This is a genomic window from Rhizobium sp. Root483D2 (genome assembly GCF_001426685.1).
GTDB classification, from domain to species: Bacteria; Pseudomonadota; Alphaproteobacteria; order Rhizobiales; family Rhizobiaceae; genus Pararhizobium; species Pararhizobium qamdonense.
The window spans coordinates 141,839-164,623 of record NZ_LMFB01000015.1 but is presented as its reverse complement, the minus strand read 5'-3'; the positions used below and the strand labels follow the sequence as shown (position 1 = coordinate 164,623).

Genomic DNA, 22,785 nt, shown 5'->3' with positions numbered 1-22,785 from the left:
ACATCGACGCGGCTGCCCGCCTCGGCACCGAGTTCAGCGAGGTCGGCGGGGTTGATGAAGACGACGCTGCGTTCGCCATAGACGCCACGATAGCGGTCGTCCATGCCGTAGATCGTCGTATTGTACTGGTCGTGCGAGCGGAAGGTCTGCAGCACGAAGACGCCGTCCTGGCCACGAGCGACCTGATGTTCGATCGCGGCGGGAAGCGTGCCGCTCCAGAAGGTGGCGCGGCTGGCCGGGGTTTCCCATTCCCGGTTTGCGGCGGCATTGCGCAGGTGGAAGCCGCGCGGCTTGCGGACGCGTTCGTTGTAATTTTCGAAACCGGGGATGACATTGGCGATGTGATTGCGGATCAGATCGTAATCATCGGCAAGCGCTGCCCAGTCTACCTTGACTGAACCGACAGTCGCCGCCGCGATACCGGCGATGATGGCGACTTCGGAGCGCAGTTCCGGCGAAGCCGGTTTGTTGATGCCGCCGGAGCCATGCACCATGCTCATGGAGTCCTCGACAGTGACGATCTGGCTGACACCCTTTGAGTTCCGGTCGATCTCTGTGCGGCCGAGGCAGGGCAGGATGAAGCTGACTTCGCCCGGCATCAGGTGCGAGTGATTGAGCTTGGTGGCGATATTGACCGTCAGCTTCTGCCGCGAAAGCGCCTTGGCGATGATCGGGCTATCGGGGGTGGCGCGGGCGAAATTGCCGCCAAGGCCGATAAAGGCTTTGGCCGAGCCATCCAGCATGGCGCCGATGGCGGCCAGCACGTTATGGCCTTCCTTGCGCGGCGCCTGGAAATCGAATTCCCGTTGCAGCGCGTCGAGAAAGGCGGCAGGCGCCTTCTCGTTGATGCCCACGGTGCGGTCGCCCTGCACGTTGGAATGTCCGCGCACGGGGCAGAGGCCAGCGCCCGGCTTGCCGATATTGCCGCGCAGCATCATGAAATTGGCGATTTCGCGGATGGTGATCACCGAATGCCGGTGCTGCGTCACGCCCATGGCCCAGGTGCAGATCACGCGTTCGGCGCCCAGATAGGTTTCGGCCGCGCGTTCCAGCTCCAGCCGCGTCAGGCCCGACTGATCCTCGATCTCGGCCCAGCCGGTCGCATCGACAGCGACCCGGTAGGCTTTAAAACCGGCGGTGTGCTGCGTCAGGAAATCAAGATCGAGAACGGAAGGTTCTCCCGCCGCAAGGGCCGCATCATCGGCGGCAAAGACGGCCTTGGCTATGCCGCGCACGGCGGCCATGTCGCCACCGAGGCGTGGCTGGAAATAGTCGCTGGCAATCTCGGTCGAGCCGCCGCGCAGCATTTCCAGCTTGTCTTGCGGATCGGCAAACCGTTCCAGCCCGCGCTCGCGCACCGGATTGAACACTGCGATTTTTGCGCCGCGCTGGGCGGCACGGCGCAGATCGCCGAGCATGCGCGGATGATTGGTTCCGGGATTCTGGCCGATGACGAAGATGGCGTCGGCCTTTTCAAAATCCTCCAGAAGCACGGTGCCCTTGCCGACGCCGACGGCCTGTTTCATGGCAATGCCGCTTGCCTCTTGGCACATGTTGGAGCAATCGGGAAAATTGTTGGTGCCGTAGAGCCGCACGAACAGCTGGTAGAGGAAGGCGGCTTCGTTGGAGGCGCGGCCGGAGGTGTAGAATTCCGCCCGGTCCGGCGTGTCGAAACTGTTGAGGATGGCGCCGATTTCGGTAAAGGCAGCGTCCCAGCTGACGCGCGTATAGGTGTCGGTGGCGCTGTCATAGCGCATCGGATGGGTGAGGCGGCCCTGCTGTTCCAGCTCGTAGTCGCTCCAGGATTGCAGCGCCGTGACGGTGTTTGCCGCAAAGAAATCCGGCGGCGTGCGCTTGTCCGTCGCCTCCCAGGCTACGGCCTTGACGCCGTTTTCGCAGAATTCGAACGAGGATCCATGTTCGGGATCACCCCAGGCGCAGCCGGGGCAATCGAAGCCATCCGGCTGGTTTGCCTTCAACAGCGCACGCGCGCCCGAAATCGGCGAGCCGCTTTCCAGAAGCCGCTTGCCGCAGCTTTTCAATGCACCCCAGCCGCCTGCAGCCTTGGAGGCCTTGCCGATGAAAACAGTCTTGCCCATGAACGCAGTGATCCCTGACGTGCAGCCGATAGAAGAAACGTGACCAAAAAAGAGGTTTAGAGAGGCTTTTGATGGAATTTCGCAGTTCATTCAAGGGTCCGCATCGCATGCGCCGATAGGAATTATCTATCAATCGGTCCAGTCCTAAGCAGGAGCAAGCTTGAACAGCATTCCAATTGTTCATGGACCTATGCTTTTTCGCGACTGGATCGCCCGGCCGGAATGTGCGACTGGCACGCATTGCCGCCGGAATCCATGCCATGACCACTGAGACCCTTGCCCCTTCATCAAATGCCGCCCGCAACGGCGTGTTGATCATGCTCTTGGGCATGCTGATGTTCTCGCTCAACGACGTCATGGGGAAATGGCTGGTCTCGACCTATTCTGTTCCCCAGCTGATGACGATCCGCAGCATCGCCGCGCTGATCGTGCTGACGCCGTTTTTCATCAAGCGCGGCTGGCGCAGCCTCATCCAGGTCGACCGGCCGTGGCTGCATGCGCTGCGTTCGCTGCTGTTTGCCGTCGATGCATCGGCCTTCTATTTTGCGGTCGCCTATATGCCGCTGGCCGATGCGATGACCTATTGGCTGGCAGCACCGATCTATGTCGCGGCCGCGTCGCCGTTCCTGCTTGGCGAAAAAGTCGGCTGGCGGCGGTGGACGGCGATCCTGATCGGCTTTGCCGGGGTCATCATCGCGCTGGAACCATCCGCCAAGAGCTTTTCGCTGCCGGCGCTGATCGCGCTGGTCGGTAGTGCCGCCTTCGCTTTTGCGCTGCTTTTGGGGCGGACCCTGCGGTCAACGCCGGATACGACGCTGATCTTCTGGCAGCTGAGCGGCGCGCTGATCTTTTCTCTGGTCGGCGTCGGGGCCAATACGGCCGGCTGGGCGCCCTTGGATATGCAGGCGCTGTTTGCGCTCAGCCTTCTCGGCATCGTCGCGATGATGGCGCATCTTCTGGTCAGCCGCTCGCTGAAGCTTGCGGATGCGGCCACCGTCGTGCCTTTGCAATATACGCTTCTGTTTTGGGCTGTGGTCTTCGGCTGGATGTTCTTCGGCGATACGCCGCGATGGACCGTGCTCGTCGGCGCGGCGCTGATCATCGCGTCCGGCCTGTTCATCTTCTTCCGCGAACAGCAGTTGAAGCGCCAGGGCGCGATCAACAACTAGCCGGGATCATTAGGGCCTCGTACGAGGCTCTAAGGCCGCTGGGCGCCGGTTGCGGTCACATAGATCGAATAGACGGATTGCGTCGCGGTGATGAATAGCCGGTTGCGGCGGGGGCCGCCGAAGGTAAGGTTGGAAACGCCCTGCGGGATGCGGATCTTGCCGAGCAGGGTTCCGTCCGGGGCAAAACAATGCACCGCATGGCCGCCGCTGGCCCAAAGATTGCCGTTAGTATCGAGGCGGAACCCGTCCGGGCGGCCTTCGTCGAGATGGCAGAAGACCGAGGAATTGGTGAGCCGCGTGCCTTCCACATCATAGACCCGGATATGGGCCGGGGCCGTATCGTCCGGGTTGGTGCCGCTATCGGCGACATAGAGCCTGGTTTCGCTGGGCGAGAAGGCAAGTCCGTTCGGCTGGAGGAAATCGCTGGCCACCGCCGTCAATTCACCTGTGCCCGGATCAAGCCGGTACACACTGCGCTTGTCCTGTTCCGGGGCTGATTTATAGCCCTCATAGTCCGACAGGATGCCGTAGGTCGGATCGCTGAACCAGATGCTGCCGTCGGAACGCACGACGACGTCATTGGGAGAATTCAGCCGCTTGCCCTCGAAACTGGCGGCCAGCACCGTGATCGAACCGTCGGTATCGGTGCGGGTGACGCGGCGGGTGCCGTGTTCGCACGAGATCAGCCGCCCCTGCCGGTCGCGGGTATGGCCATTGGCGAAATTCGAGGGATACCGGTAGACCGATACGCCGCCGTCCGGCACCCAGCGCAGGATGCGCTGATTGGGAATGTCGCTCCATAACAGCTGCTGGGCGTCATCGAACCAGACAGGGCCTTCGGCCCAGCGGCAACCGGAATGCAGTTCCTCGAGAGCGGCGCTGCCGACGATCAGTGACTGGAAGCGCTGGTCGTGGATTTCGTAGAGTGATGGGCTGGTCACGATCGTGCTCCGTTTGCCCGGCGCTGTGCGTCCGGCTTGCGGGCAATCTAGCGCATAAATTTTCGGACTGTAATTGGCGGATGGAAATAAGCGCAGGGCGGGGAGTTCAGTGTGAGTGGTTTTCGCCCCCCTCTGCCGGCTGTACCGGCATCTCCCCCGCAAGGGGGGAGAGCATTCTTTTCCGGCGCAGGGGGTTCCGTCGAACCGTTATGCCGTGAAGGCGGCGCTCATCAGGGTCTGGGTGTAGGTTTCGCGCGGGGCCTGGAAGATCGCGTCGGTATCGCCTTCCTCGACGATCCTGCCGTTCTTCATCACGACCACATAGTCCGACATGGCCTTGATCACCGAGAGATCGTGGCTGATGAAGATGTAGGACAGCCCGTGTGCTTTCTGCAGATCGCGCAGGAGATCGATGACCTGGCCCTGGACGGAGCGATCGAGCGCCGAGGTCGGTTCATCCAGAATGACGACCTTCGGCTTCAGGATGATGGCGCGGGCGATGGCGATGCGCTGGCGCTGGCCGCCGGAGAACTCGTGCGGATAGCGGTTGCGGGCGGCCGGATCGAGGCGGACCTCCTTGAGCGCTTCGATGGCCCGCTTGTCACGCTCGGCGCGGCTCAGCTGCGGTTCGTGGACATAAAGGCCTTCGGTGATGATCTCGCCGACCGTCTGGCGTGGCGATAGCGAGCCGTAGGGGTCCTGGAAGACCAGCTGCAATTGCCGGCGCAGCGGCCGCATGGCCGAGCGGCCGAAATCGGAAATATTGGCCGTTCCGAACTGATAACGGCCGGAACTCGGCACCAGCCGCAGAAGAGCGCGGCCGAGTGTCGACTTGCCGGAACCGGATTCGCCGACAATGCCGATCGTCTGGCCTTCCTTCAGCCGGATGTTGACGCCATCGACGGCGCGGAAGACACCGGCCGAGCGGCCGAACAGGCCGCCGCCGGTGGCATAATCGACAGAGACATTCCTGCCTTCGAGAATGACCGGTGCTGTCTGTGGGGGCGAAGCCTTGCGGCCGTGCGGTTCGGCGGCAAGGAGCATCTTCGTATAGTCGGCCTGCGGACGCTCGAAGATATCGGCCGTCGTTCCGGTCTCCACCACCTCGCCGCGGCGCATGACGGCAACCCTGTTGGCGAAGTGTTTGACGATGCCGAGATCGTGGGTGATCAGCACCACCGCCATGCCGAATTTCGCCTGCAGCGAATTGAGCAGATCGAGGATCTGCGCCTGGATGGTGACGTCGAGCGCGGTCGTCGGTTCGTCGGCAATCAGGATGTCGGGATCGTTGGCAAGCGCCATGGCAATCATGACGCGCTGGCGCTGGCCGCCGGACATTTCATGCGGATAGCTGTCGATGCGGCGCTTGGCATCGGGAATGCCGACCAGTTCCAGCAGTTCGAGCACGCGGGCGCGGGCCTGCTTGAATGTGCCGCCGCGATGGTGCACGATCGGTTCGGCGATCTGGCGGCCGATCGTATAGAGCGGGTCGAGCGAGGTCATCGGCTCCTGGAAGATCATGGTGATCTTGGCGCCGCGCACGGTGTTCAGCGCCTTCAGCGGCAGCCCGACCAGTTCCTGGCCGCGATATTTCGCCGAGCCGGTGACCCGGCCGTTGCCGGCCAGAAGGCCCATGATGCCCATCATTGTCTGGCTCTTGCCGGAGCCGCTCTCGCCCACCACGGCCAGCGTCTCGCCGGCCTTGATGTCGAGATCGATGCCCTTGACCGCCTGCACGTCGCCATCCGGCGTCGTGAAGGTGACCCTGAGGTCGCGCACGGCGAGGATTGTTTCCTGTTTATCGGTCATATCAACGGTCCTTCGGGTCGAGCGCATCGCGCAGGCCGTCACCGGCGAAATTGAGCGAGAACAGGGTGAGGACGAAGAAGATCGCCGGGAAGATCAGGAGCCAGGGTGCCGACTGGATATTGTTGGCACCTTCGGCAATCAGCGCACCCCAGCTTGTGAGCGGCGCCTGAACGCCAAGGCCGAGGAAGGACAAAAAGCTTTCCAGCAGAATAACTTTCGGCACGACCACGGTGACGAAAACCACCACCGGGCCGATCGTGTTCGGGATGATGTGGCGGCGGATGATCTGCCAGTCGGTCAGTCCCAGCGCCTGTGCTGCACCGATGAATTCCCGCCGTTTGAGGGCGAGCGTCTGGCCGCGCACGATGCGGGCCATGTCCAGCCATTCCACTGCGCCGATGACGAGGAAGATCAGGATGAACGAGCGTCCGAAGAAGACGACCAGCACGACGACCAGGAACACGAAGGGCAGCGAATAGAGGATTTCGACGAACCGCATCATGACATTATCGACGCGGCCGCCAATATAGCCGGAGGTCGCGCCATAGAGAACGCCGATGCTCAGCGAAACCAGGCTGGCGAGCAGCCCGACGGCGATCGAGATCTGGCCGCCAAGCATGACGCGGGCCATCAGGTCGCGGCCGTTGGAATCCGTGCCGAACAGGAAATATTCGCGCGAAACGCTGCCGGTGAGTTTCAGCGTCTTGCCATCGTCTTCGGTAGCGGCGATCTGCGTGCTGTCGAATTCGTTGGCGCGGTCGAAATAGCGCGTGGTGCGCGGATCGATCGGCGTGGCTGACGTCACGGTGGCGGTGAACGTCTGGCCTTCGACGGCAAATTCCTTCAGATCGACGCGCGCCCGTGACGCTACGCCTTCCATCACCGCCTGCAGGCTCGATGCGTCCGGCCGGGGCTCGACGCTTGGCGGGATCGAGACGTAGGACGGGAACACCTGGTCATAGCTATGGCTGATGAAATAGGGGCCGAGGAAGGAAAACAGGGTGATCAGCAGCAGCGTCACGCAGCCGGCCATGGCGGCGCGGTTGCGGCGAAAACGCATGGTGGCGAGCTGAAACAGGCTTCTGCTGGCCGTTTCCGGCGGCAGTTGCGTGGTGACGATATCAGTCATGGCGAACCCTCGGATCAAGAAGGCCGTAGAGAATGTCGACCAGAAGATTGAAAACGATGACGAAGATGGCAATCAGCACCACGGTGCCCATCACCAGCGTATAGTCGCGGTTGATCGCCCCCAGCACGAAATAGCGGCCAACGCCGGGAATGGTGAAGATCGTCTCGACAACAGCCGAGCCGGTGAGCAGGGCCGCAGCCGCCGGCGCCAGATAGGACACGACCGGCAGCATGGCAGCGCGCATCGCATGGGTGATGACCACAGTGCGCGAGGGCAGGCCATAGGCGCGCGCGGTGCGGATATGATCGGTATGCAACGCCTCGATCATCGAGCCGCGCGTCAGCCGGGCAAAGACCGCAAGCTGCGGCAAAGCAAGCGCGATCATCGGCAGGATCAGGAAGCGCAGCGAACCATCGCCCCAGCTGCCGGCGGGAAGCCAGGACAGCGTGATGGCAAAGATCAGCGTCAGCACGGGGCCGACGACGAAGTTCGGTATGGTGACACCCATGGTCGAGACCGACATGATGAGAAAGTCGAGGGCGCTGTTTTGCCTGAGGGCGGCGATCGTGCCGGCGAGAACGCCGCCAAACAATGCAAGCACCAGGGCGTAGAAACCGAGTTCCATCGAATAGGGCAGGCCCTTGCCGATCAGTTCGGCAACGGTGTTGTCCTTGTAGATGTAGCTCGGTCCGAAATCGCCGGTCACGGCATTGCCGATATAGGCGAGGTACTGGTTCCAGAGCGGCTGGTCCAGGTGATAGGTCGCCATCAGGTTCGCCATCGTCTGCGGCGGCAGCGGGCGTTCGAGATTGAAGGGGCCGCCGGGGGCGAACCGCATCAGGAAGAAGGAAATCGTGACGACGATGAACAGCGTCGGCACGGCGCTCGCAAGGCGGCGCAGGACAAAGGAGATCATGGGGCTTTACTCTCTGACCATGACGCGCGGCAACAGGCCGTTGCCGCGCGTCAAAGTTCCATTATTCGGCGATGCTGAGGAACTTGCTCAGATGCTCGTTGGCAGCATTATCCTGCCAGCCCTTGATCCTGTTCGATACCAGCCAGAGTTCCGCCTGGGCCAGCAACGGCGCGACAGGCTGTTCCTTCATCAAAAGGGTTTCGGCGTCGTAAAGAAGCTTGGAGCGGACAGTCGGATCCTGCTCCGTGTAGGACGACTTCATCAGGGCGTCGAAATCCTTGTTCTCGAAGTGACCGTAGTTGAAGGTCTTGTTCGCCGAGACGCTCAGTGCCAGGAAGTTTTCGGCATCCGCATAGTCGGCCACCCAGCCCGCACGGGCAACGTTGAACTTGCCGCCTTCCTGCAGGTAGGCATAGTGCGAGGAGACGTCGAGATTGACCATCGACACCTTGGCGCCGAACGTGTTCTTCCACATGTCGGCAACGGCCGTGGCGACACGTTCGTGGTTCGGGTTGGTGTTGTAGCGGATTTCGATGTCGAGCGGCTTGCCGCCTTCGCCGTACCCGGCTTCCTTCATCAGCTTGAGGGCTTCATCCTCGCGGTCCAGCTGCGACTTGTCGGCAAAATCGGCCTTTGAAGGCTCGCCGTAATTCTCCATGCCCGGAGGAACCATCGAATAGGATGGCAGCTGGGAGCCGCTGTAGATTTCCTTTGCAAGGAAGTCGCGATCGACGGCCATCGACAGGGCGCGGCGGACGCGGACATCGCTATAGGGCTCCTGGCGCGTATCGAAGGCGTAATAGTAGGTCGCCAATGCCGGAGAGACATGCACCTGGTCTCCGAGCGAGCCGCGCAGGCGTTCCAGCTGGTCAGCCGAGAAATTATAGGCGAGGTCCATTTCCTTGGCCTCGAAGCGGCGCACGGAGGCGGCCTGATCGTCGATAGGGTAGAAGATCACCTTGTCGATCTTGACGTTGTTGACGTCCCAGTAGGATGGGTTCTTCTCGACCGTGAGCGTGTCGTTCGGCACATGGGCTGTCAGCTTGTAGGCCCCGTTTGAGACCATGACGCCTGGCTTGACGAAATCGGCACCGCTCTTTTCGAAGCTGGCCTTGGAGATCGGCAGGGCGGTCTGGTGCGCGAGAAGTTCAAGGAAGAATGGCGTCGGACGCTCCAGTGTGATTTCCAGCGTCTTGTCGTCGATGGCCTTTACGCCGAGCTGGTCGACCGGCACTTCGCCCTTGTTGACCTTTTCGGCGTTCTTGACCGGGAAAAGAATGTTGGCGTAGCCGGCGGCAGTCTTCGGATCTTCGACGCGCTGAAGAGAGAACACGAAATCTCCGGCGGTGACCGGAGAGCCATCCGACCACTTTGCGTCGGCGCGCAGCTTGAAAGTATAGACGAGACCATCGTCCGACAGATCCCAGGTTTCGGCTGCACCCGGGACGATCTTGCCGGCGGCGTCGTAGATCGTCAGGCCTTCGAAAAGGTCCTTCAGGATGAAGGCTTCGATATTGATCGAGGTGTGGGCCTGATCGAGCGTCTGCGGCTCGCCGGCATTGCCGCGGTGCAGGACGGTTTCGGCGAGCGCCGGGCTCGCGCCAATCAGAATTGATCCCAGCAGCATTGCCGTACGGAGGTTGATTTTTGCCAATGTCATTTTGTTCTCCTTCCCCTCTTTTAGGTTGTGAAGCGGCGATAGAATGCCAATTCTTTTCCAGTGGCAAGGCTCTAAATGTCGCCTCCGGCACTGAAATGTCGCTCGCGGACAGGTCAGTATAGCGCCGTGGTTGCATTTCAATCGCAGGGTTTACGGGCGGAATTCGACGGCGTGAGCCCGCTCCTCGAAGGGTGTTTTGCGGCATCTGCGCAAGCTTGGCCATTATTTGCGGCTGTTGACGTAATATGCGTGCGCGCAAAGGCGGATTGCGACGGTGATCGTGCGCAACGCCACTTTCGTGGTTTCGCGGACCCGCCTGACGAAGCGCGTGCATGAACGGCGCGTGACGGTTCGATAACAATCAAAAGCTGTCCTTGCGGTGTCGACAAAAAAATACAGGATAATTTGCCTCTCGGGCTCGACCTGTAACGTTTCCGTACGCTGGCCACTCGCATTTCGCTTTGCGCGGCGGTTGCCAAACCCGGATCATCAATTATGGTGCCAGGCAAATCCGCCCCGCAATTCGCCAGGAGGCCTGGTCGCGATACCAGTTGGCTTTTGTGGGGAGTGCTTCTGCTCAGGCGGAGAATAACATATGCGTCATCATGATCAGGACGGATGGCGCTGAGACAATGGGAGACTTTCGACGATGGCATTGATCACCTTGCGGCAGCTTTTGGACCACGCCGCTGAAAACAACTACGCGCTGCCCGCGTTCAACGTGAACAATCTGGAATATATTCAGGCCGTGATGCGCGCCGCCGATGCCACGGATTCTCCGGTCATCCTGCAGGCCAGCCGCGGTGCCCGCGCCTATGCCGGTGATGCTTTCCTGCGTCACCTGATCCTGGGTGCCACCGAAGAATATCCGCATATCCCGGTCTGCCTGCATCTCGATCATGGCGACCAGCCGTCGACCTGCATTTCGGCGATCACCAACGGCTTTACCTCCGTCATGATGGACGGCTCGCTTCTGGCCGACGGCAAGTCGATCGCCTCCTATGAGTATAATGTCGATGTCACCGCCGAAGTGGTGAAGATCGCCCATGCCGCCGGCGTATCGGTCGAAGGCGAGCTTGGTTGTCTCGGCAACCTGGAAACGGGCGCCGGCGAAAAGGAAGACGGCCATGGCTTCGAAGGCAAGCTGTCGCGCGAGGAATTGCTGACCGATCCGGAGCAGGCTTTCGATTTCGTCGAAAAGACCGGCGTGGATGCGCTCGCCGTCGCCATCGGCACCAGCCACGGCGCCTACAAGTTCACCCGCGCACCGGATGGCGAAATCCTGTCGATCGACACGATTGCCAAGATTCACAAGCGCCTGCCGAACACGCATATGGTCATGCACGGTTCGTCCACGGTGCCGCAGGACCTGCAGGACCTGTTCAACGAGTTTGGCGGCCAGATGAAGCAGACCTGGGGCGTTCCGCTGGCCGAGATCCAGAAGGCCATTCCGCTGGGGGTCCGCAAGGTCAATATCGACACCGACCTGCGCCTCGCCTTCACCGGCGAAATCCGCAAGCATCACCTGCAAAACCCGGACAATTTCGATCCGCGCAACTACCTGAAGCCGGCGACGGCCCGCATGGTCGAGGTCTGCAAGGAGCGCTTCATTGCCTTCAATGCGGCGGGACAGGCATCGAAAATCCGCGTCAAGCGTCTGCCCGACATGGCAAAGGCCTATTCAAAGGCGGTCTGAAGACGCATGGTGGCGGAAGGTGCTTCCGCCACATCCCGCTTTAAGGGCAAACTGATGAGCTTTCCGCTGTTTGATCTGGCCGGCCGGCGCGCGCTGATCACCGGTTCCAGCCAGGGTATCGGGTTTGCGCTGGCGGAGGGGCTTGCGGCGCATGGCGCCGAGATCGTCGTTAACGGCCGGGATGCCGAAAAGGTCGCCGCCGCCGTTACCGCTCTCCGGGACAACGGCCATGTTGCCAATGCCGCCGCCTTCGATGTCACCAGCCGCGATGCTGCGGCTGAGGCTGTCGGCATTATCGAAAGCGAAATCGGCGCGATCGATATCCTGATCAACAATGCCGGCATGCAGTTCCGCTCGCCGCTCGAAGACTTTCCCGCCGACAAATGGGAACAGCTGCTGGCAACGAATATTTCCAGCGTCTTTTATGTGAGCCAGGCCGTTGCCCGTTTCATGATCGGGAGGGGCCGGGGCAAGATCGTCAATATCGCCTCGGTGCAGAGCGAACTTGCCCGGCCCGGCATCGCGCCCTACACCGCGACCAAAGGTGCGGTCAGGAACCTGACGCGCGGAATGTGCGCCGACTGGGCCCGGCACGGATTGCAGATCAACGCGATCGCGCCCGGCTATTTCCGGACGCCGCTCAATCAGGCGCTGGTGGACAATCCGGAGTTTTCAGACTGGCTGGAAAAGCGTACACCCGCAGCGCGCTGGGGAAATGTCGAAGAGCTTGTCGGCTCGGCAGTCTTTCTCGTCAGCAACGCGTCTTCCTTCGTGAACGGACACACGCTCTATGTCGATGGCGGTATCACAACCTCTCTCTGAAACGCCGAGCCTGCCGGTCATCGTCATGGGCGTCAGCGGCTGCGGCAAGACCTCGGTCGGCGAGCGGCTGGCGAATGCATTGAACTGCCGGTTCATCGAGGGTGACAGCCTGCATCCGCCCGCCAATATCGCCAAAATGTCGGCGGGTATCCCGCTTTCCGACGAGGATCGCTGGCCGTGGCTCGATCTCATCGGCGGCCTGATTGGTGAGAGTGTCGCGCGCGGCGAGCGGGTGATCGTCTCCTGTTCGGCGCTGAAGAAAATCTATCGCGACCGGTTGCGGGCTGCGGCCGGCGGGCGTCTGGCCTTCGTTTACCTGGAGGGATCGCGGGCGGTTTTCGACCAGCGGATGAAGGCCCGCGCCGGGCATTTCATGCCGGCATCGCTGCTCGACAGCCAGTTTGCCACGCTTGAGCCCCCGACGGGCGAACCCGGCGTCGTGACCGTCGATGTCGATCTGCCGCTGGCCGGTATCGTTGAGAAGGCTCTCGCCGGATTGCAAGATTTGCCGGCGCGCTGAGGCCGCGCCTGGGGCGAAAGCGCTTTACAACGCTGCCCGCCTTTGATTTGTCAGGCGGCAGGATTGTCTGGATTTCAAGGGAAGAGAAGAAATGAAACTTTTGCGCTACGGGCCGGCCGGCTCCGAAAAACCGGGTATTCTCGACACGGATGGCCAGATCCGGGATCTCAGCGGCGTTATCGCCGATGTCGGCGGCGATGCGATCAGCGACATGGGCTGGGCTGATGGCCTGGATATTGGCAGCCTGCCCCTGGTTGGCGGCAGCCCGCGCATTGGCGCTTGCGTCGCCGGTACCGGCAAATTCATCTGCATCGGCCTGAACTATGCCGACCATGCCGCCGAGACGGGGGCCACGGTGCCGCCGGAGCCGGTGATCTTCATGAAGGCGACGTCTGCCATCGCCGGCCCGAACGATAATGTTCTCATCCCGCGCGGATCGGTAGCGACGGACTGGGAAGTCGAGCTGGGCGTGATCATCGGCAAAAAGGTGAAATACGTATCGGAAGCGGATGCGATGGAGCATGTCGCCGGCTATTGCGTCATCAACGACGTCTCCGAGCGCGATTTCCAGACCAAGCGTTCCGGCCAGTGGACGAAGGGCAAGTCCTGCGACACCTTTGGCCCGACCGGCCCATGGCTGGTGACCAAAGACGAGGTTGCCGATCCGCAGAACCTGAAGATGTGGCTGACCGTCAATGGCGTCAGCAAGCAGAACGGGTCGTCGAAGACCATGGTCTACGGCGTCGCGCATGTCGTCAGCTATCTCAGCCAGTTCATGACCCTGCATCCCGGCGATATCATCTCGACGGGAACGCCGCCCGGCGTGGGCATGGGTTTCAAGCCGCCGCAGTATCTCAAAGACGGCGATGTCGTCGAACTCGGGATCGAAGGCCTCGGCACGCAGAAGCAGACTTTCGTCGCCGACGTTTGACGGCAGTTCCATAGGGGCTTGGCGCCGCGCCCTCAGATTGCTGCGAGACCAAAATTCGGCTATTTGTTGAGAGCGGTATTCACAGTCTCCGTCATCCCTGCCCTTGTGGCGGGGATCCAGCGACCCGACGTCTGTCGGGTCAAAAGACTCTTTCAGCTCAAGGACTTGAGCTGACTGGATTCCTGTGACGAGCACAGGAATGATGGAAATATTTGGCAATCGCATAATTTCCCAAATGACCTGCAACATTCCTGGAAAACTGACTTTGTCAGCCCTTTTTCATCTCTCAGGTTTCGATCTTCAGCTTGACGCGGTCGGCGGCGAAGCGGGTGCGGGAGAACTGCACGGGCACACCGCCGGGATCGGCATTGATGGCCGTCGCCTCGATGACAATGGCGCCGGGCGACAGGCGAAGCAGCGCCAGTTCTGACGCATCGGCATGGCGGGCGACAAGCTCGGTCGAGACCCGCACATAGTCCGCCAGGCCCTGTGCCGCAAAGGCCTTGGTGATCGAATGCAGCTGTTCGAATTGTTCGGCCATGGCCGGAAACCGGCTTTGCGGGAAAAAGCTGGTGGAACAGGAGACCGGCCGCCCGTCGGCGCTGCTGACCAGATCGAGCTGGATACAGAGCGCGCCGGGATCAACCTTCAGTCCTTTCGCGACGTCGCCTGCGGCCGGTAGAGTTGCCTTGTTCAATAGTTTCGCCTCGGTCTCGCGGGCCTGATCGCCAAGCCCTTGCGAAAAGCGGGTGCGCCGCGAAATCGGGAAACTCAGCCGCTCCTTGCGCTGGATCATCGTGCCCCGGCCCTGGATGGCCTGGACCAGGCCCTCATCCCCCAATGCTGCCAGGGCGCTGCGCACCGTGTGGCGGTTGACGCCGAATTGCACGGCAAGCACCGTTTCCGGCGGCACCATGCCGGTTTGATCATAATCACCATTGCTGATCGATAGCCGGATGAGATCGGCGATCTGGCGCCAGAGGGCGACGCCGGTTTGGCGCTCGACCGCTTTTTTCGCATTCATGTCACAAGCCCGTCATATGGGGGTTCTAAAAGCAGGATATCAGATGTATAGTTGTCTACATTAATAGACATTTCGGACGGAAGCAATGGACGCGATCAAAGAAAATACCGGCATGGCGACGAACGCCCGCAAGCGGGCAATGGAGCTGCTCGCGCGCGCTTCGGTGGCCGAATTGCAAGCGGGCTGGCAGGCGATCGAGCCGCAGCCGGAGGTGCATCCCGTGCGCGGTCCTGAAACCGGGCTGGTCATGGTGCGCGGCCGCGTCGGCGGCGGTGGCGATCCGTTCAATCTTGGAGAAGCGACGGTCAGCCGGGCCACCGTTCGCCTTGCCTCCGGAGAGATCGGCCATGGGCAGTTGCTCGGCAACGACCGGGAGAAAGCGCGCCTCGCCGCGATCTTCGATGCGCTGAACCAGCGGCCCGAATATCGCGCTGCGGTCGAACGCCTGATCGGCGCGGTGGAAAGCCGCATCGATGCCGAAGACCGCAAACATGCCGAACAGACAGCGGCCACACGGGTCGATTTCTTCACCATGGTCCGGGGAGACAACTGATGGGCGCTCACGCAGACATCCATGCCAGCACCTATGCCGGCGCATTCACCGATCCGGTCTTCCAGTCGCAATCGGTGTTTCGCGCGCTGATGGACGCGATGGCGCGGCCGGGCACGGTCCTGCCGCTCGGCGCCGGTGCCACCCCGCCATCGCCGCTTGGTGGCGGTGCCGGGGCGATCGCGCTGACGCTGTGCGATGACGGCACGCCGGTATGGCTGACGCCTGCGCTGAAACAATCCGCCGTCCCCGCCTGGCTGTCCTTCCATACCAGCGCACCGGTGACGGATATCAAGCCGGACGCCCGGTTCGTCTTCATCGAGGCTGGTGGCATCGTTCCCGGTTTCGACCAGTTTGCGCAGGGCACGCAGGACTATCCCGATCGCTCCTCCACATTGGTGATCGAGATCGCCGCGCTGACCGGCGGAGACGAATTTACCGCTGCGGGTCCCGGCATCAAGGATGAAACCGTCATAGCCCCCAAGGGCCTGCCGGACATCTTCCTGACGCTCTGGACTGAAAACCGGGGCCTGTTTCCCCGGGGCGTCGATCTGATCCTCGTTGCCGGCACGGATGTCCTGTGCCTGCCGCGCACCACGAAACTTCGCCGCCGGGAGGTCTGATCCATGTATGTTGCTGTCAAGGGCGGCGAAGCCGCCATCGCCAATGCACACCAGCTTCTCGCAGACCGCCGCCGCGGCGACCGGTCTTTGCCTTCCATCTCGATCGACCAGATCGTCGCCCAGCTCGGGCTTGCCGTCGATCGGGTCATGGCGGAAGCCTCGCTCTATGATCGTGAACTCGCCGCTCTCGCCGTGCGCCAGGCGCGCGGCGACATGATCGAGGCCATTTTCATCCTGCGTGCCTACCGCACCACGCTGCCGCGTTTCGGCATGTCGGTGCCGGTCGATACGGCGAACATGAAGATCGAGCGCCGGATTTCGGCGACCTACAAGGATCTGCCCGGCGGCCAGCTGCTTGGCCCCACATTCGACTATACCCACCGCCTGCTGGACCCGTCGCTTCTCACCGACGCGCCGGTTGACGAGCCGTTGCGCCGGACGGCAGACGAGGGCTCGATGATGCGGGTCTCCGACATCCTCGCTGGCGAAGGCCTGATCGAGGGTGACGGCCAGATGCCGGAAGATCATGTGCCGGGCGACCTTACCCGCGAGCCGCTGGAATTTCCGCTGAACCGCGACCTGCGCCTGCAGGCGCTGGCGCGCGGCGACGAGGGTTTCCTGCTTGCGCTCGCCTATTCCACCCAGCGCGGCTATGCCCGCACCCATCCCTTCGTCGGCGAAGTGCGTATCGGCGAGGTGGACGTCGAGCTCGATATTCCCGAGCTTGGTTTTGCCGTGTCGCTCGGGCCCATCCAGGTCACAGAATGCCAGATGGTCAACCAGTTCCAGGGCTCGGCCAAGAACCCGCCGCAGTTCACCCGTGGTTATGGCCTGGTCTTCGGCCAGAGCGAGCGCAAGGCGATGGCCATGTCGCTGGTCGACCGGGCGCTGCGTGCCGAAGAGTTCGGCGAGGATATCGTCGCCCCGGCGCAGGACGAGGAATTCGTCATTTCGCATTCCGACAATGTCCAGGCGACCGGCTTCGTCGAGCATCTGAAACTGCCGCACTATGTCGATTTCCAGGCCGAACTCGATCTCGTCCGCCGCATGCGCGCCGAATATGACGCGCGAAACGGCGTGGAGAAAAACGAGCCAATCCGGGATGCGGCCGAATGATCGAGGACCTCTCCCACATCACCTTCGTCGTCAGCGATCTCGAGCGGATGACCGACATCCTGCAGACCGTCTTTGGCGCCAAGCAGGTCTATGCCAGCGATGAGATGCAGTTTTCGCTGTCAGCGGAAAAATTCTTCACGATCGGTGATCTGTGGATCGCCATCATGCAGGGCGAGAGCCTGAGTGAACGCACGTACAACCACGTCGCCTTCAAGATCCGCGACGAGGATGTCGATGTCTATCTGGAACGCATCCGCTCGCTCGATCTCGACGTCATGCCGCCGCGTCCGCGCGTCGAAGGCGAGGGCCGCTCGATCTATTTCCACGATGCCGACAACCATCTGTTCGAGCTTCATACCGGCACACTTGCCGGGCGGCTTGAAACCTATTCCCGTTTGAAGGAGGCAGCCGAATGACGGACCTTGCCACATACAATTTTGCTTATCTCGACGAGCAGACCAAGCGGATGATCCGCCGGGCGATCCTGAAGGCCATTGCGATACCCGGCTACCAGGTTCCCTTCGCATCGCGCGAAATGCCGATGCCCTATGGCTGGGGCACCGGCGGCGTTCAGGTGACGGCGGCGATTCTGGGGCCGCAGGATGTTCTCAAGGTCATCGACCAGGGGGCCGACGACACCACCAACGCGGTGTCCATCCGCGCCTTCTTCCAGAAGGTCGCCAATGTCGCGGTGACCACCAGGACCCGCGAGGCGACGATCATCCAGACGCGCCACCGCATTCCCGAGGAAGCGCTGACGGCCGGCCAGACGCTGGTCTATCAGGTGCCGATCCCCGAACCCCTGCGCTTTCTCGAGCCGCGCGAGACCGAAACCCGCAAGATGCATGCGCTGGAAGAATATGGCCTCATGCATGTGAAGCTCTACGAGGACATCGCCCGCAACGGCCATATCGCCACGACCTATGCCTATCCGGTCAAGGTCGAAGGCCGCTACGTGATGGACCCTTCGCCGACGCCGAAGTTCGACAATCCGAAAATGCACATGTCGGAAGCCTTGCAGCTGTTCGGCGCCGGCCGCGAAAAACGCATCTATGCGGTTCCCCCTTATACCGACGTCGTCAGCCTCGATTTCGAGGATCATCCCTTCGAAATCCAGCATTTCGACAAGCCCTGTGCGCTGTGCGGCGCCGAGCACGTCTATCTCGATGAAGTCGTTCTCGACGACAAGGGCGGCCGCATGTTCGTCTGCTCGGACACCGACCACTGCGAGGATCGCCGCGAACACGGGCATGCGGGCGAAATGCTGGCCCGCCAGGAGGCCGCGGAATGAGGGGGGTGGAATACTGTGCCTGGAGCCTGCCGCAGCCTCCCTCTTCTCCCCAGCGGGGAGAAGGTGGCGCGAAGCGCCGGATGAGGGGTGCCGAAGGCCACCTCTCTCTGGCTCCGGCTTTGCCGAACCACCCCCTCATCGCCTCGCTACGCTCGGCACTTCTCCCCGCTGGGGAGAAGAGGGAGCACGCGGTGTCCATCCGCCCGCAACAGCAGTTCTCGCTCAACATGGAAACCGCCCCATGACCCCCGTCCCCCTTCTCAAAGTCAACGATGTCTCGAAATTCTACGGCAGCCGGATTGGATGCCGCAATGTGTCCTTCGAGCTATGGCCCGGTGAAGTCCTTGCCATCGTTGGCGAATCCGGGTCTGGCAAGACGACGTTGCTCTCCTGTCTCTCCACGCGGCTGATGCCGAGTTCGGGCGTGGTCGAATATCATATGCGCGACGGTCAGTACCGCGATCTGGCCCGCATGGGCGAGGCCGAGAGGCGGTTTTTGATGCGCACCGACTGGGGCTTCGTGCATCAGAACCCGGCGGACGGGCTGCGCATGACCGTGTCGGCCGGCGCCAATGTCGGCGAAAGGCTGATGGCGGTCGGAGACCGGCATTACGGCAATATCCGCGCCACGGCGGCCGACTGGCTGCGCCGCGTCGAGATCGAGGAAGACCGGATCGACGACCAGCCGCGAGCCTTTTCCGGCGGCATGCGCCAGCGCCTGCAGATCGCCCGCAATCTCGTCACGTCCCCGCGTCTCGTCTTCATGGACGAGCCGACCGGCGGCCTGGATGTCTCGGTGCAGGCGCGCCTGCTCGATCTGGTGCGCGGCCTTGTCCATGACCTCGGTCTGTCGGCCATCATCGTCACCCATGACCTCGCCGTTGCCAGGCTTCTGTCGCACCGGATGATGGTGATGAAGGACGGTCTGGTGATCGAGCAGGGGCTGACCGACCGGGTGCTCGACGATCCGCGCGAGCCCTACACCCAGCTTCTCGTTTCCTCCATTCTGCAGGTCTGAGCATGGGTGCGAAAAGCGGGAACCGGTTCTCGGACCAAACCATACTCCAAAAGGAGAAATAGTCATGCCGACACCCCTCGTTGTCTCCGAAGTCGCCAAGAGCTTCACCATGCACCTTCGGGACGGTATCCGCCTGCCGGTCGTCAATGGTGTGTCCTTCTCGGTGAAGAAGGGCGAATGCGTCGTGCTCGGCGGCCAGTCCGGGGTCGGCAAGAGTTCGATCCTGAAGATGCTCTATGGCAATTACGCCGTCGATGCCGGCCAGATCCTGATCGAACATCAGGGCCATATGGTCGATCTGGCGACGGCGGCCCCCCGTGCGGTGCTCGAAGTCCGGCGTGATACGCTGGGTTATGTCAGCCAGTTCCTGCGTGTTGTCCCGCGCGTGTCGGCCCTCGATGTCGTTGCCGAGCCGCTGCTGGCGCGCGGCTTCGATCAGGCTATTGCGCGGGAGAGGGCTTCCGAACTGCTGGCCAAGCTCAACCTGCCGCGCGAACTCTGGCAGTTGCCGCCGGCCACCTTTTCGGGCGGCGAGCAGCAGCGCGTCAATATCGCCCGTGGCTTCATCACCGGCCATGCCATCCTTTTGCTCGACGAGCCGACGGCATCGCTGGATGCGACGAACCGCCGGGTGGTGGTCGAAATGATCGCGGCCAAGAAGGCCGAGGGCGTTGCCCTGCTCGGGATCTTCCATGACGAGGAAGTGCGCGATGCCGTCGCCGACCGCATTCTCGATGTTTCCGCCTTTTCGCCGCGAAAGGCCGCCGCATGAGCCAGAAACTGAGTGTGGAGCCGACGATCCATCCGACCGCCACTGTCAATCAATCGACCCTTGGGCGCTATACGGAAGTGGGCGAGCGTTGCCGCATCGACGAGGTCGAGTTCGGCGACTACTCCTATATCGAGCGCGACGGCATGATCTGGTGTGCGACGATCGGGAAATTTGCCAATCTTGCGGCATCGGTGCGTATCAATGCCACCAATCATCCGACCTGGCGGGCGACGCTGCACCATTTCACCTATCGCGCCTCCAACTACTGGCCGGATGCCGACATGGAGCAGGATTTCTTTGCCTGGCGGCGTGAAAACCGTGTCGTTATCGGCCACGATGTCTGGATCGGCCATGGGGCCACCGTTTTGCCCGGCGTCACGATCGGCAATGGTGCGGTCGTCGGTTCCGGCGCCGTCGTCTCCAAGAACGTGGCGCCCTACACCATCGTCGGCGGCGTTCCGGCAAAGCTGATCCGCGAGCGCTTCGGCCAGGAGATCGCCGGCCGTTTCGAGAAGCTCGCCTGGTGGGATTGGGATCACGCCAAGCTGCGCGATGCACTCGATGACTTCAGAATGCTCGACGCCGACGCATTCCTTGCCCGTCACAATGCCTGATATTTGCGGCGCCAATCCCCGCCTTTGCGGGGATTGTGGACTGTAACAAAAACAACATCGAACTGACATTCCCCCTTCATCAACCGCCATTATGGCAAGGGCATACCGGTGACCGGTGCCACTGCCAGAGGACGACTGCTCATGTTTCAGCTGAAGAATGTAACCCGTCAATTCGGCAGGAAGATTGCCGTGGAAGCGGTTACTTTCGATATTCCGCAGGGCCAGATGGTCGGCATTATCGGCCGTTCCGGTGCCGGCAAGTCGACGCTGCTGCGCATGATCAACCGTCTCAACGACGTCTCGTCCGGCTCCATTCATTTCGGCGATCTCGAAGTGTCGTCGCTGCGGGGCGCCGCCTTGCGCAACTGGCAGCGCGATTGCGCCATGATCTTCCAGCAGTTCAACCTGGTGCCGCGCCTTGATGTTTTGACCAATGTCATGCTGGGCCGGCTCAATCACCGCTCGACGCTGTCATCGCTTTTCGGCTTGTTCACGCAGGACGAGCGCCTTGCTGCACTGGCAGCCCTGGAACGCTTGGGCATCGAGCAGACGGCAATGCAGCCGGCCGGAACGCTGTCCGGCGGCCAGCAGCAGCGCGTGGCCATCGCGCGCGCTCTGATGCAGCAGCCGAAGATGCTGCTCGCCGACGAGCCGATCGCATCGCTCGATCCGCTCAACGCCAAGATCGTGATGGATGCGCTGCGCGATATCAACGAGCGCGAGGGCATCACCGTCGTCACCAACCTTCATACGCTGGACACCGCCCGTTCCTATTGCGAGCGCATCATCGGCATGGCGCATGGGCGCGTCGTGTTCGATGGACCGCCGCGCGAACTGACGGCGGAGGCTGTCGCCGAAATCTACGGCAGCGGCGCGGAAATCGAGGAATCGATGACATCGACCAGCATCAATCTTCCGCCGTCGCAAGACAATCGGAAGGCAACCCATCCTTCACCGGTGGCACTTGCGGGCCTTTGAGGGTCCGCCCGGGGATCGTTGGCCCGCGTCAAGGGCAAAGTATTTCAGAAGCGAACTCCGGCCAGGCCGGAAACCAGGAGACTATCTCATGTTGAAGAAAGCCCTTCTTGCTGCCGTGGCGCTGAGCGTCATCGCAGGGTCCGCAATGGCCCAGGACGTCAAGGTCCTGCGCATCGGCCTCGACGGTTCGGAAAACGAAGCCGACCAGATCCGCAACACGCAGTGCGTCGCGGATGGCCTCAAAGCTGCTACCGGCGTTCCGGAAGTCCAGATCTTCCCGTCGCCCGACTATAACGGCGTCATCCAGGGCCTGCTCGGCGGCACGATCGACATCGCTACGATGGGTGCATCCTCCTACGCCGCCATCGAACTGCAGAAGCCCGATGCGGTCGATCCGATCCTCACCTATACGGGTTCGGACGGCTCCAGCGGCTACTATTCGCTCATGGTTGCCCGCAAGGATTCCGGCATCAAGACGCTCGCAGACCTGAAGGGCAAGAAGCTCGGCTTCGCCGATCCGGATTCGACTTCGGGCTACCTGGTTCCGAACGTCTCGCTGCCGGCTGATATCGGCGCTCCGGTGAAGGAATACTTCTCCGAAACCGGCTTCGGCGGCGGCCATGAAAACCTCGTTCTCGCCGTTCTCGACGGCAAGTTCGATGCCGGCACGACCTTCGGTTCGGGCGTCGGCAAGTGGGAAGAGGGCTATACCGGCGGCAACCTCCATCAGATGGTCAACAAGGGCAATCTGGACATGGACGATATCGTCGAAATCTGGCGCTCGCCGCTGATCCCGAACGGCCCGCTGATGGTCAACAACGCCGTCCCGGCCGACATGAAGGCCAAGGTCAAGGCCTTTTTCCTGGACCTGCCGAAGAAGGACCTCGCTTGCTTCCAGGCCTACACGCAGGGCCAGAACAAGGACTATATCGAAGTCAACAAGGCCTTCTACCAGACGATCATCGACGCCCGTAAGTCGGTCATCGGCGGCTGATCCTCTCTTGACCTCATTTCGCGGCGGCGCCTTTTAGGCGCCGCCATTCTGCAGCGAGAACAGGCACATGACGGCGATCAGCAAACAGAACAATGGCGGGCTCGGTCCGGCCG

22 protein-coding genes are annotated in these 22,785 nt (G+C 61.9%); 15 read left to right on the top strand and 7 right to left on the bottom strand.

Annotation, left to right across the window (positions count from 1 at the left end; genetic code table 11):
- On the bottom strand, positions 1-2,099 hold a 2,099-nt coding region (locus tag ASD32_RS13615; protein ID WP_244490164.1), incomplete at its 3' end, for an FdhF/YdeP family oxidoreductase.
- A gap of 260 nt (positions 2,100-2,359) precedes the next feature.
- Between ASD32_RS13615 and ASD32_RS13610 the strand changes: the two genes are divergently transcribed.
- The gene (locus tag ASD32_RS13610; RefSeq protein WP_060638662.1) at positions 2,360-3,268 is read left to right on the top strand and encodes a DMT family transporter; all 909 of its coding nucleotides are present in this window, start codon (positions 2,360-2,362) and stop codon (positions 3,266-3,268) included.
- A gap of 29 nt (positions 3,269-3,297) precedes the next feature.
- Here the strand turns inward: ASD32_RS13610 and ASD32_RS13605 are convergent, their stop codons facing one another.
- The 5 genes from ASD32_RS13605 to ASD32_RS13585 form a co-directional block, all read right to left on the bottom strand.
- Complete coding sequence (locus ASD32_RS13605) at positions 3,298-4,209, bottom strand: SMP-30/gluconolactonase/LRE family protein (RefSeq protein ID WP_060638559.1); 912 nt, start codon at positions 4,207-4,209, stop codon at positions 3,298-3,300.
- 207 nt (positions 4,210-4,416) lie between these two features.
- Positions 4,417-6,018, bottom strand: a complete 1,602-nt coding sequence (locus tag ASD32_RS13600) for an ABC transporter ATP-binding protein (protein ID WP_060638558.1) — start codon at positions 6,016-6,018, stop codon at positions 4,417-4,419.
- Between the two features lies 1 nt (position 6,019).
- The gene (locus ASD32_RS13595; protein ID WP_060638557.1) at positions 6,020-7,147 is read right to left on the bottom strand and encodes an ABC transporter permease subunit; all 1,128 of its coding nucleotides are present in this window, start codon (positions 7,145-7,147) and stop codon (positions 6,020-6,022) included.
- Entirely contained in the window at positions 7,140-8,063 is a 924-nt protein-coding gene (gene oppB / locus ASD32_RS13590) for an oligopeptide ABC transporter permease OppB (RefSeq protein ID WP_060638556.1), read from the bottom strand. Before oppB ends, ASD32_RS13595 begins: the two co-directional genes overlap by 8 nt.
- 61 nt (positions 8,064-8,124) lie before the next feature.
- Positions 8,125-9,723, bottom strand: a complete 1,599-nt coding sequence (locus tag ASD32_RS13585; RefSeq protein WP_060638555.1) for a peptide ABC transporter substrate-binding protein — start codon at positions 9,721-9,723, stop codon at positions 8,125-8,127.
- A 649-nt stretch (positions 9,724-10,372) separates the two neighbouring features.
- Here ASD32_RS13585 and fba point away from each other — a divergent pair.
- The 4 genes from fba (at position 10,373) to ASD32_RS13565 (ending at position 13,692) form a co-directional block, all read left to right on the top strand.
- Positions 10,373-11,419, top strand: coding sequence for a class II fructose-bisphosphate aldolase (gene fba / locus ASD32_RS13580; protein ID WP_060638554.1), 1,047 nt, complete (start codon positions 10,373-10,375; stop codon positions 11,417-11,419).
- 54 nt (positions 11,420-11,473) lie between these two features.
- Entirely contained in the window at positions 11,474-12,241 is a 768-nt protein-coding gene (locus ASD32_RS13575) for an SDR family oxidoreductase (RefSeq protein WP_060638661.1), read from the top strand.
- A complete protein-coding gene (locus ASD32_RS13570) occupies positions 12,216-12,761 on the top strand; it encodes a gluconokinase (RefSeq protein WP_060638553.1) in 546 nt (181 codons plus the stop codon). The genes ASD32_RS13575 and ASD32_RS13570 overlap by 26 nt, the downstream gene beginning before the upstream one ends.
- 91 nt (positions 12,762-12,852) lie before the next feature.
- Positions 12,853-13,692 (top strand): fumarylacetoacetate hydrolase family protein, encoded by an 840-nt coding sequence (locus tag ASD32_RS13565; RefSeq protein WP_060638552.1) that lies wholly within the window; start codon positions 12,853-12,855, stop codon positions 13,690-13,692.
- A 286-nt stretch (positions 13,693-13,978) separates the two neighbouring features.
- Here the strand turns inward: ASD32_RS13565 and phnF are convergent, their stop codons facing one another.
- Positions 13,979-14,716, bottom strand: a complete 738-nt coding sequence (gene phnF, locus ASD32_RS13560) for a phosphonate metabolism transcriptional regulator PhnF (RefSeq protein ID WP_060638551.1) — start codon at positions 14,714-14,716, stop codon at positions 13,979-13,981.
- Between the two features lie 85 nt (positions 14,717-14,801).
- On the opposite strand from phnF, the gene phnG reads away from it, so the two are divergent.
- The 10 genes from phnG (at position 14,802) to phnD (ending at position 22,672) form a co-directional block, all read left to right on the top strand.
- On the top strand, positions 14,802-15,269 hold the full coding sequence (phnG, locus tag ASD32_RS13555) for a phosphonate C-P lyase system protein PhnG (protein ID WP_060638550.1): 468 nt from the start codon (positions 14,802-14,804) through the stop codon (positions 15,267-15,269).
- Positions 15,269-15,889, top strand: a complete 621-nt coding sequence (phnH, locus tag ASD32_RS13550; RefSeq protein WP_060638549.1) for a phosphonate C-P lyase system protein PhnH — start codon at positions 15,269-15,271, stop codon at positions 15,887-15,889. Before phnG ends, phnH begins: the two co-directional genes overlap by 1 nt.
- Positions 15,890-15,892: 3 nt before the next feature.
- Positions 15,893-17,005, top strand: coding sequence for a carbon-phosphorus lyase complex subunit PhnI (locus ASD32_RS13545; RefSeq protein ID WP_060638548.1), 1,113 nt, complete (start codon positions 15,893-15,895; stop codon positions 17,003-17,005).
- Complete coding sequence (gene fosX, locus ASD32_RS13540) at positions 17,002-17,421, top strand: FosX/FosE/FosI family fosfomycin resistance hydrolase (protein WP_060638547.1); 420 nt, start codon at positions 17,002-17,004, stop codon at positions 17,419-17,421. Before ASD32_RS13545 ends, fosX begins: the two co-directional genes overlap by 4 nt.
- Positions 17,418-18,296, top strand: a complete 879-nt coding sequence (locus ASD32_RS13535) for an alpha-D-ribose 1-methylphosphonate 5-phosphate C-P-lyase PhnJ (RefSeq protein ID WP_060638546.1) — start codon at positions 17,418-17,420, stop codon at positions 18,294-18,296. The genes fosX and ASD32_RS13535 overlap by 4 nt, the downstream gene beginning before the upstream one ends.
- 241 nt (positions 18,297-18,537) lie before the next feature.
- Complete coding sequence (gene phnK, locus ASD32_RS13530; RefSeq protein ID WP_060638545.1) at positions 18,538-19,314, top strand: phosphonate C-P lyase system protein PhnK; 777 nt, start codon at positions 18,538-18,540, stop codon at positions 19,312-19,314.
- Between the two features lie 64 nt (positions 19,315-19,378).
- Positions 19,379-20,086, top strand: coding sequence for a phosphonate C-P lyase system protein PhnL (gene phnL / locus ASD32_RS13525; RefSeq protein WP_060638544.1), 708 nt, complete (start codon positions 19,379-19,381; stop codon positions 20,084-20,086).
- Positions 20,083-20,700 carry a DapH/DapD/GlmU-related protein gene (locus ASD32_RS13520; RefSeq protein ID WP_060638543.1) on the top strand — a complete coding sequence of 206 codons (618 nt, stop codon included), beginning with the start codon at positions 20,083-20,085 and terminating at the stop codon, positions 20,698-20,700. Before phnL ends, ASD32_RS13520 begins: the two co-directional genes overlap by 4 nt.
- Positions 20,701-20,841: 141 nt before the next feature.
- The gene (gene phnC, locus ASD32_RS13515) at positions 20,842-21,678 is read left to right on the top strand and encodes a phosphonate ABC transporter ATP-binding protein (protein ID WP_060638542.1); all 837 of its coding nucleotides are present in this window, start codon (positions 20,842-20,844) and stop codon (positions 21,676-21,678) included.
- 88 nt (positions 21,679-21,766) lie between these two features.
- On the top strand, positions 21,767-22,672 hold the full coding sequence (gene phnD / locus ASD32_RS13510; RefSeq protein ID WP_060638541.1) for a phosphonate ABC transporter substrate-binding protein: 906 nt from the start codon (positions 21,767-21,769) through the stop codon (positions 22,670-22,672).
- Positions 22,673-22,785 lie beyond the last annotated feature (113 nt).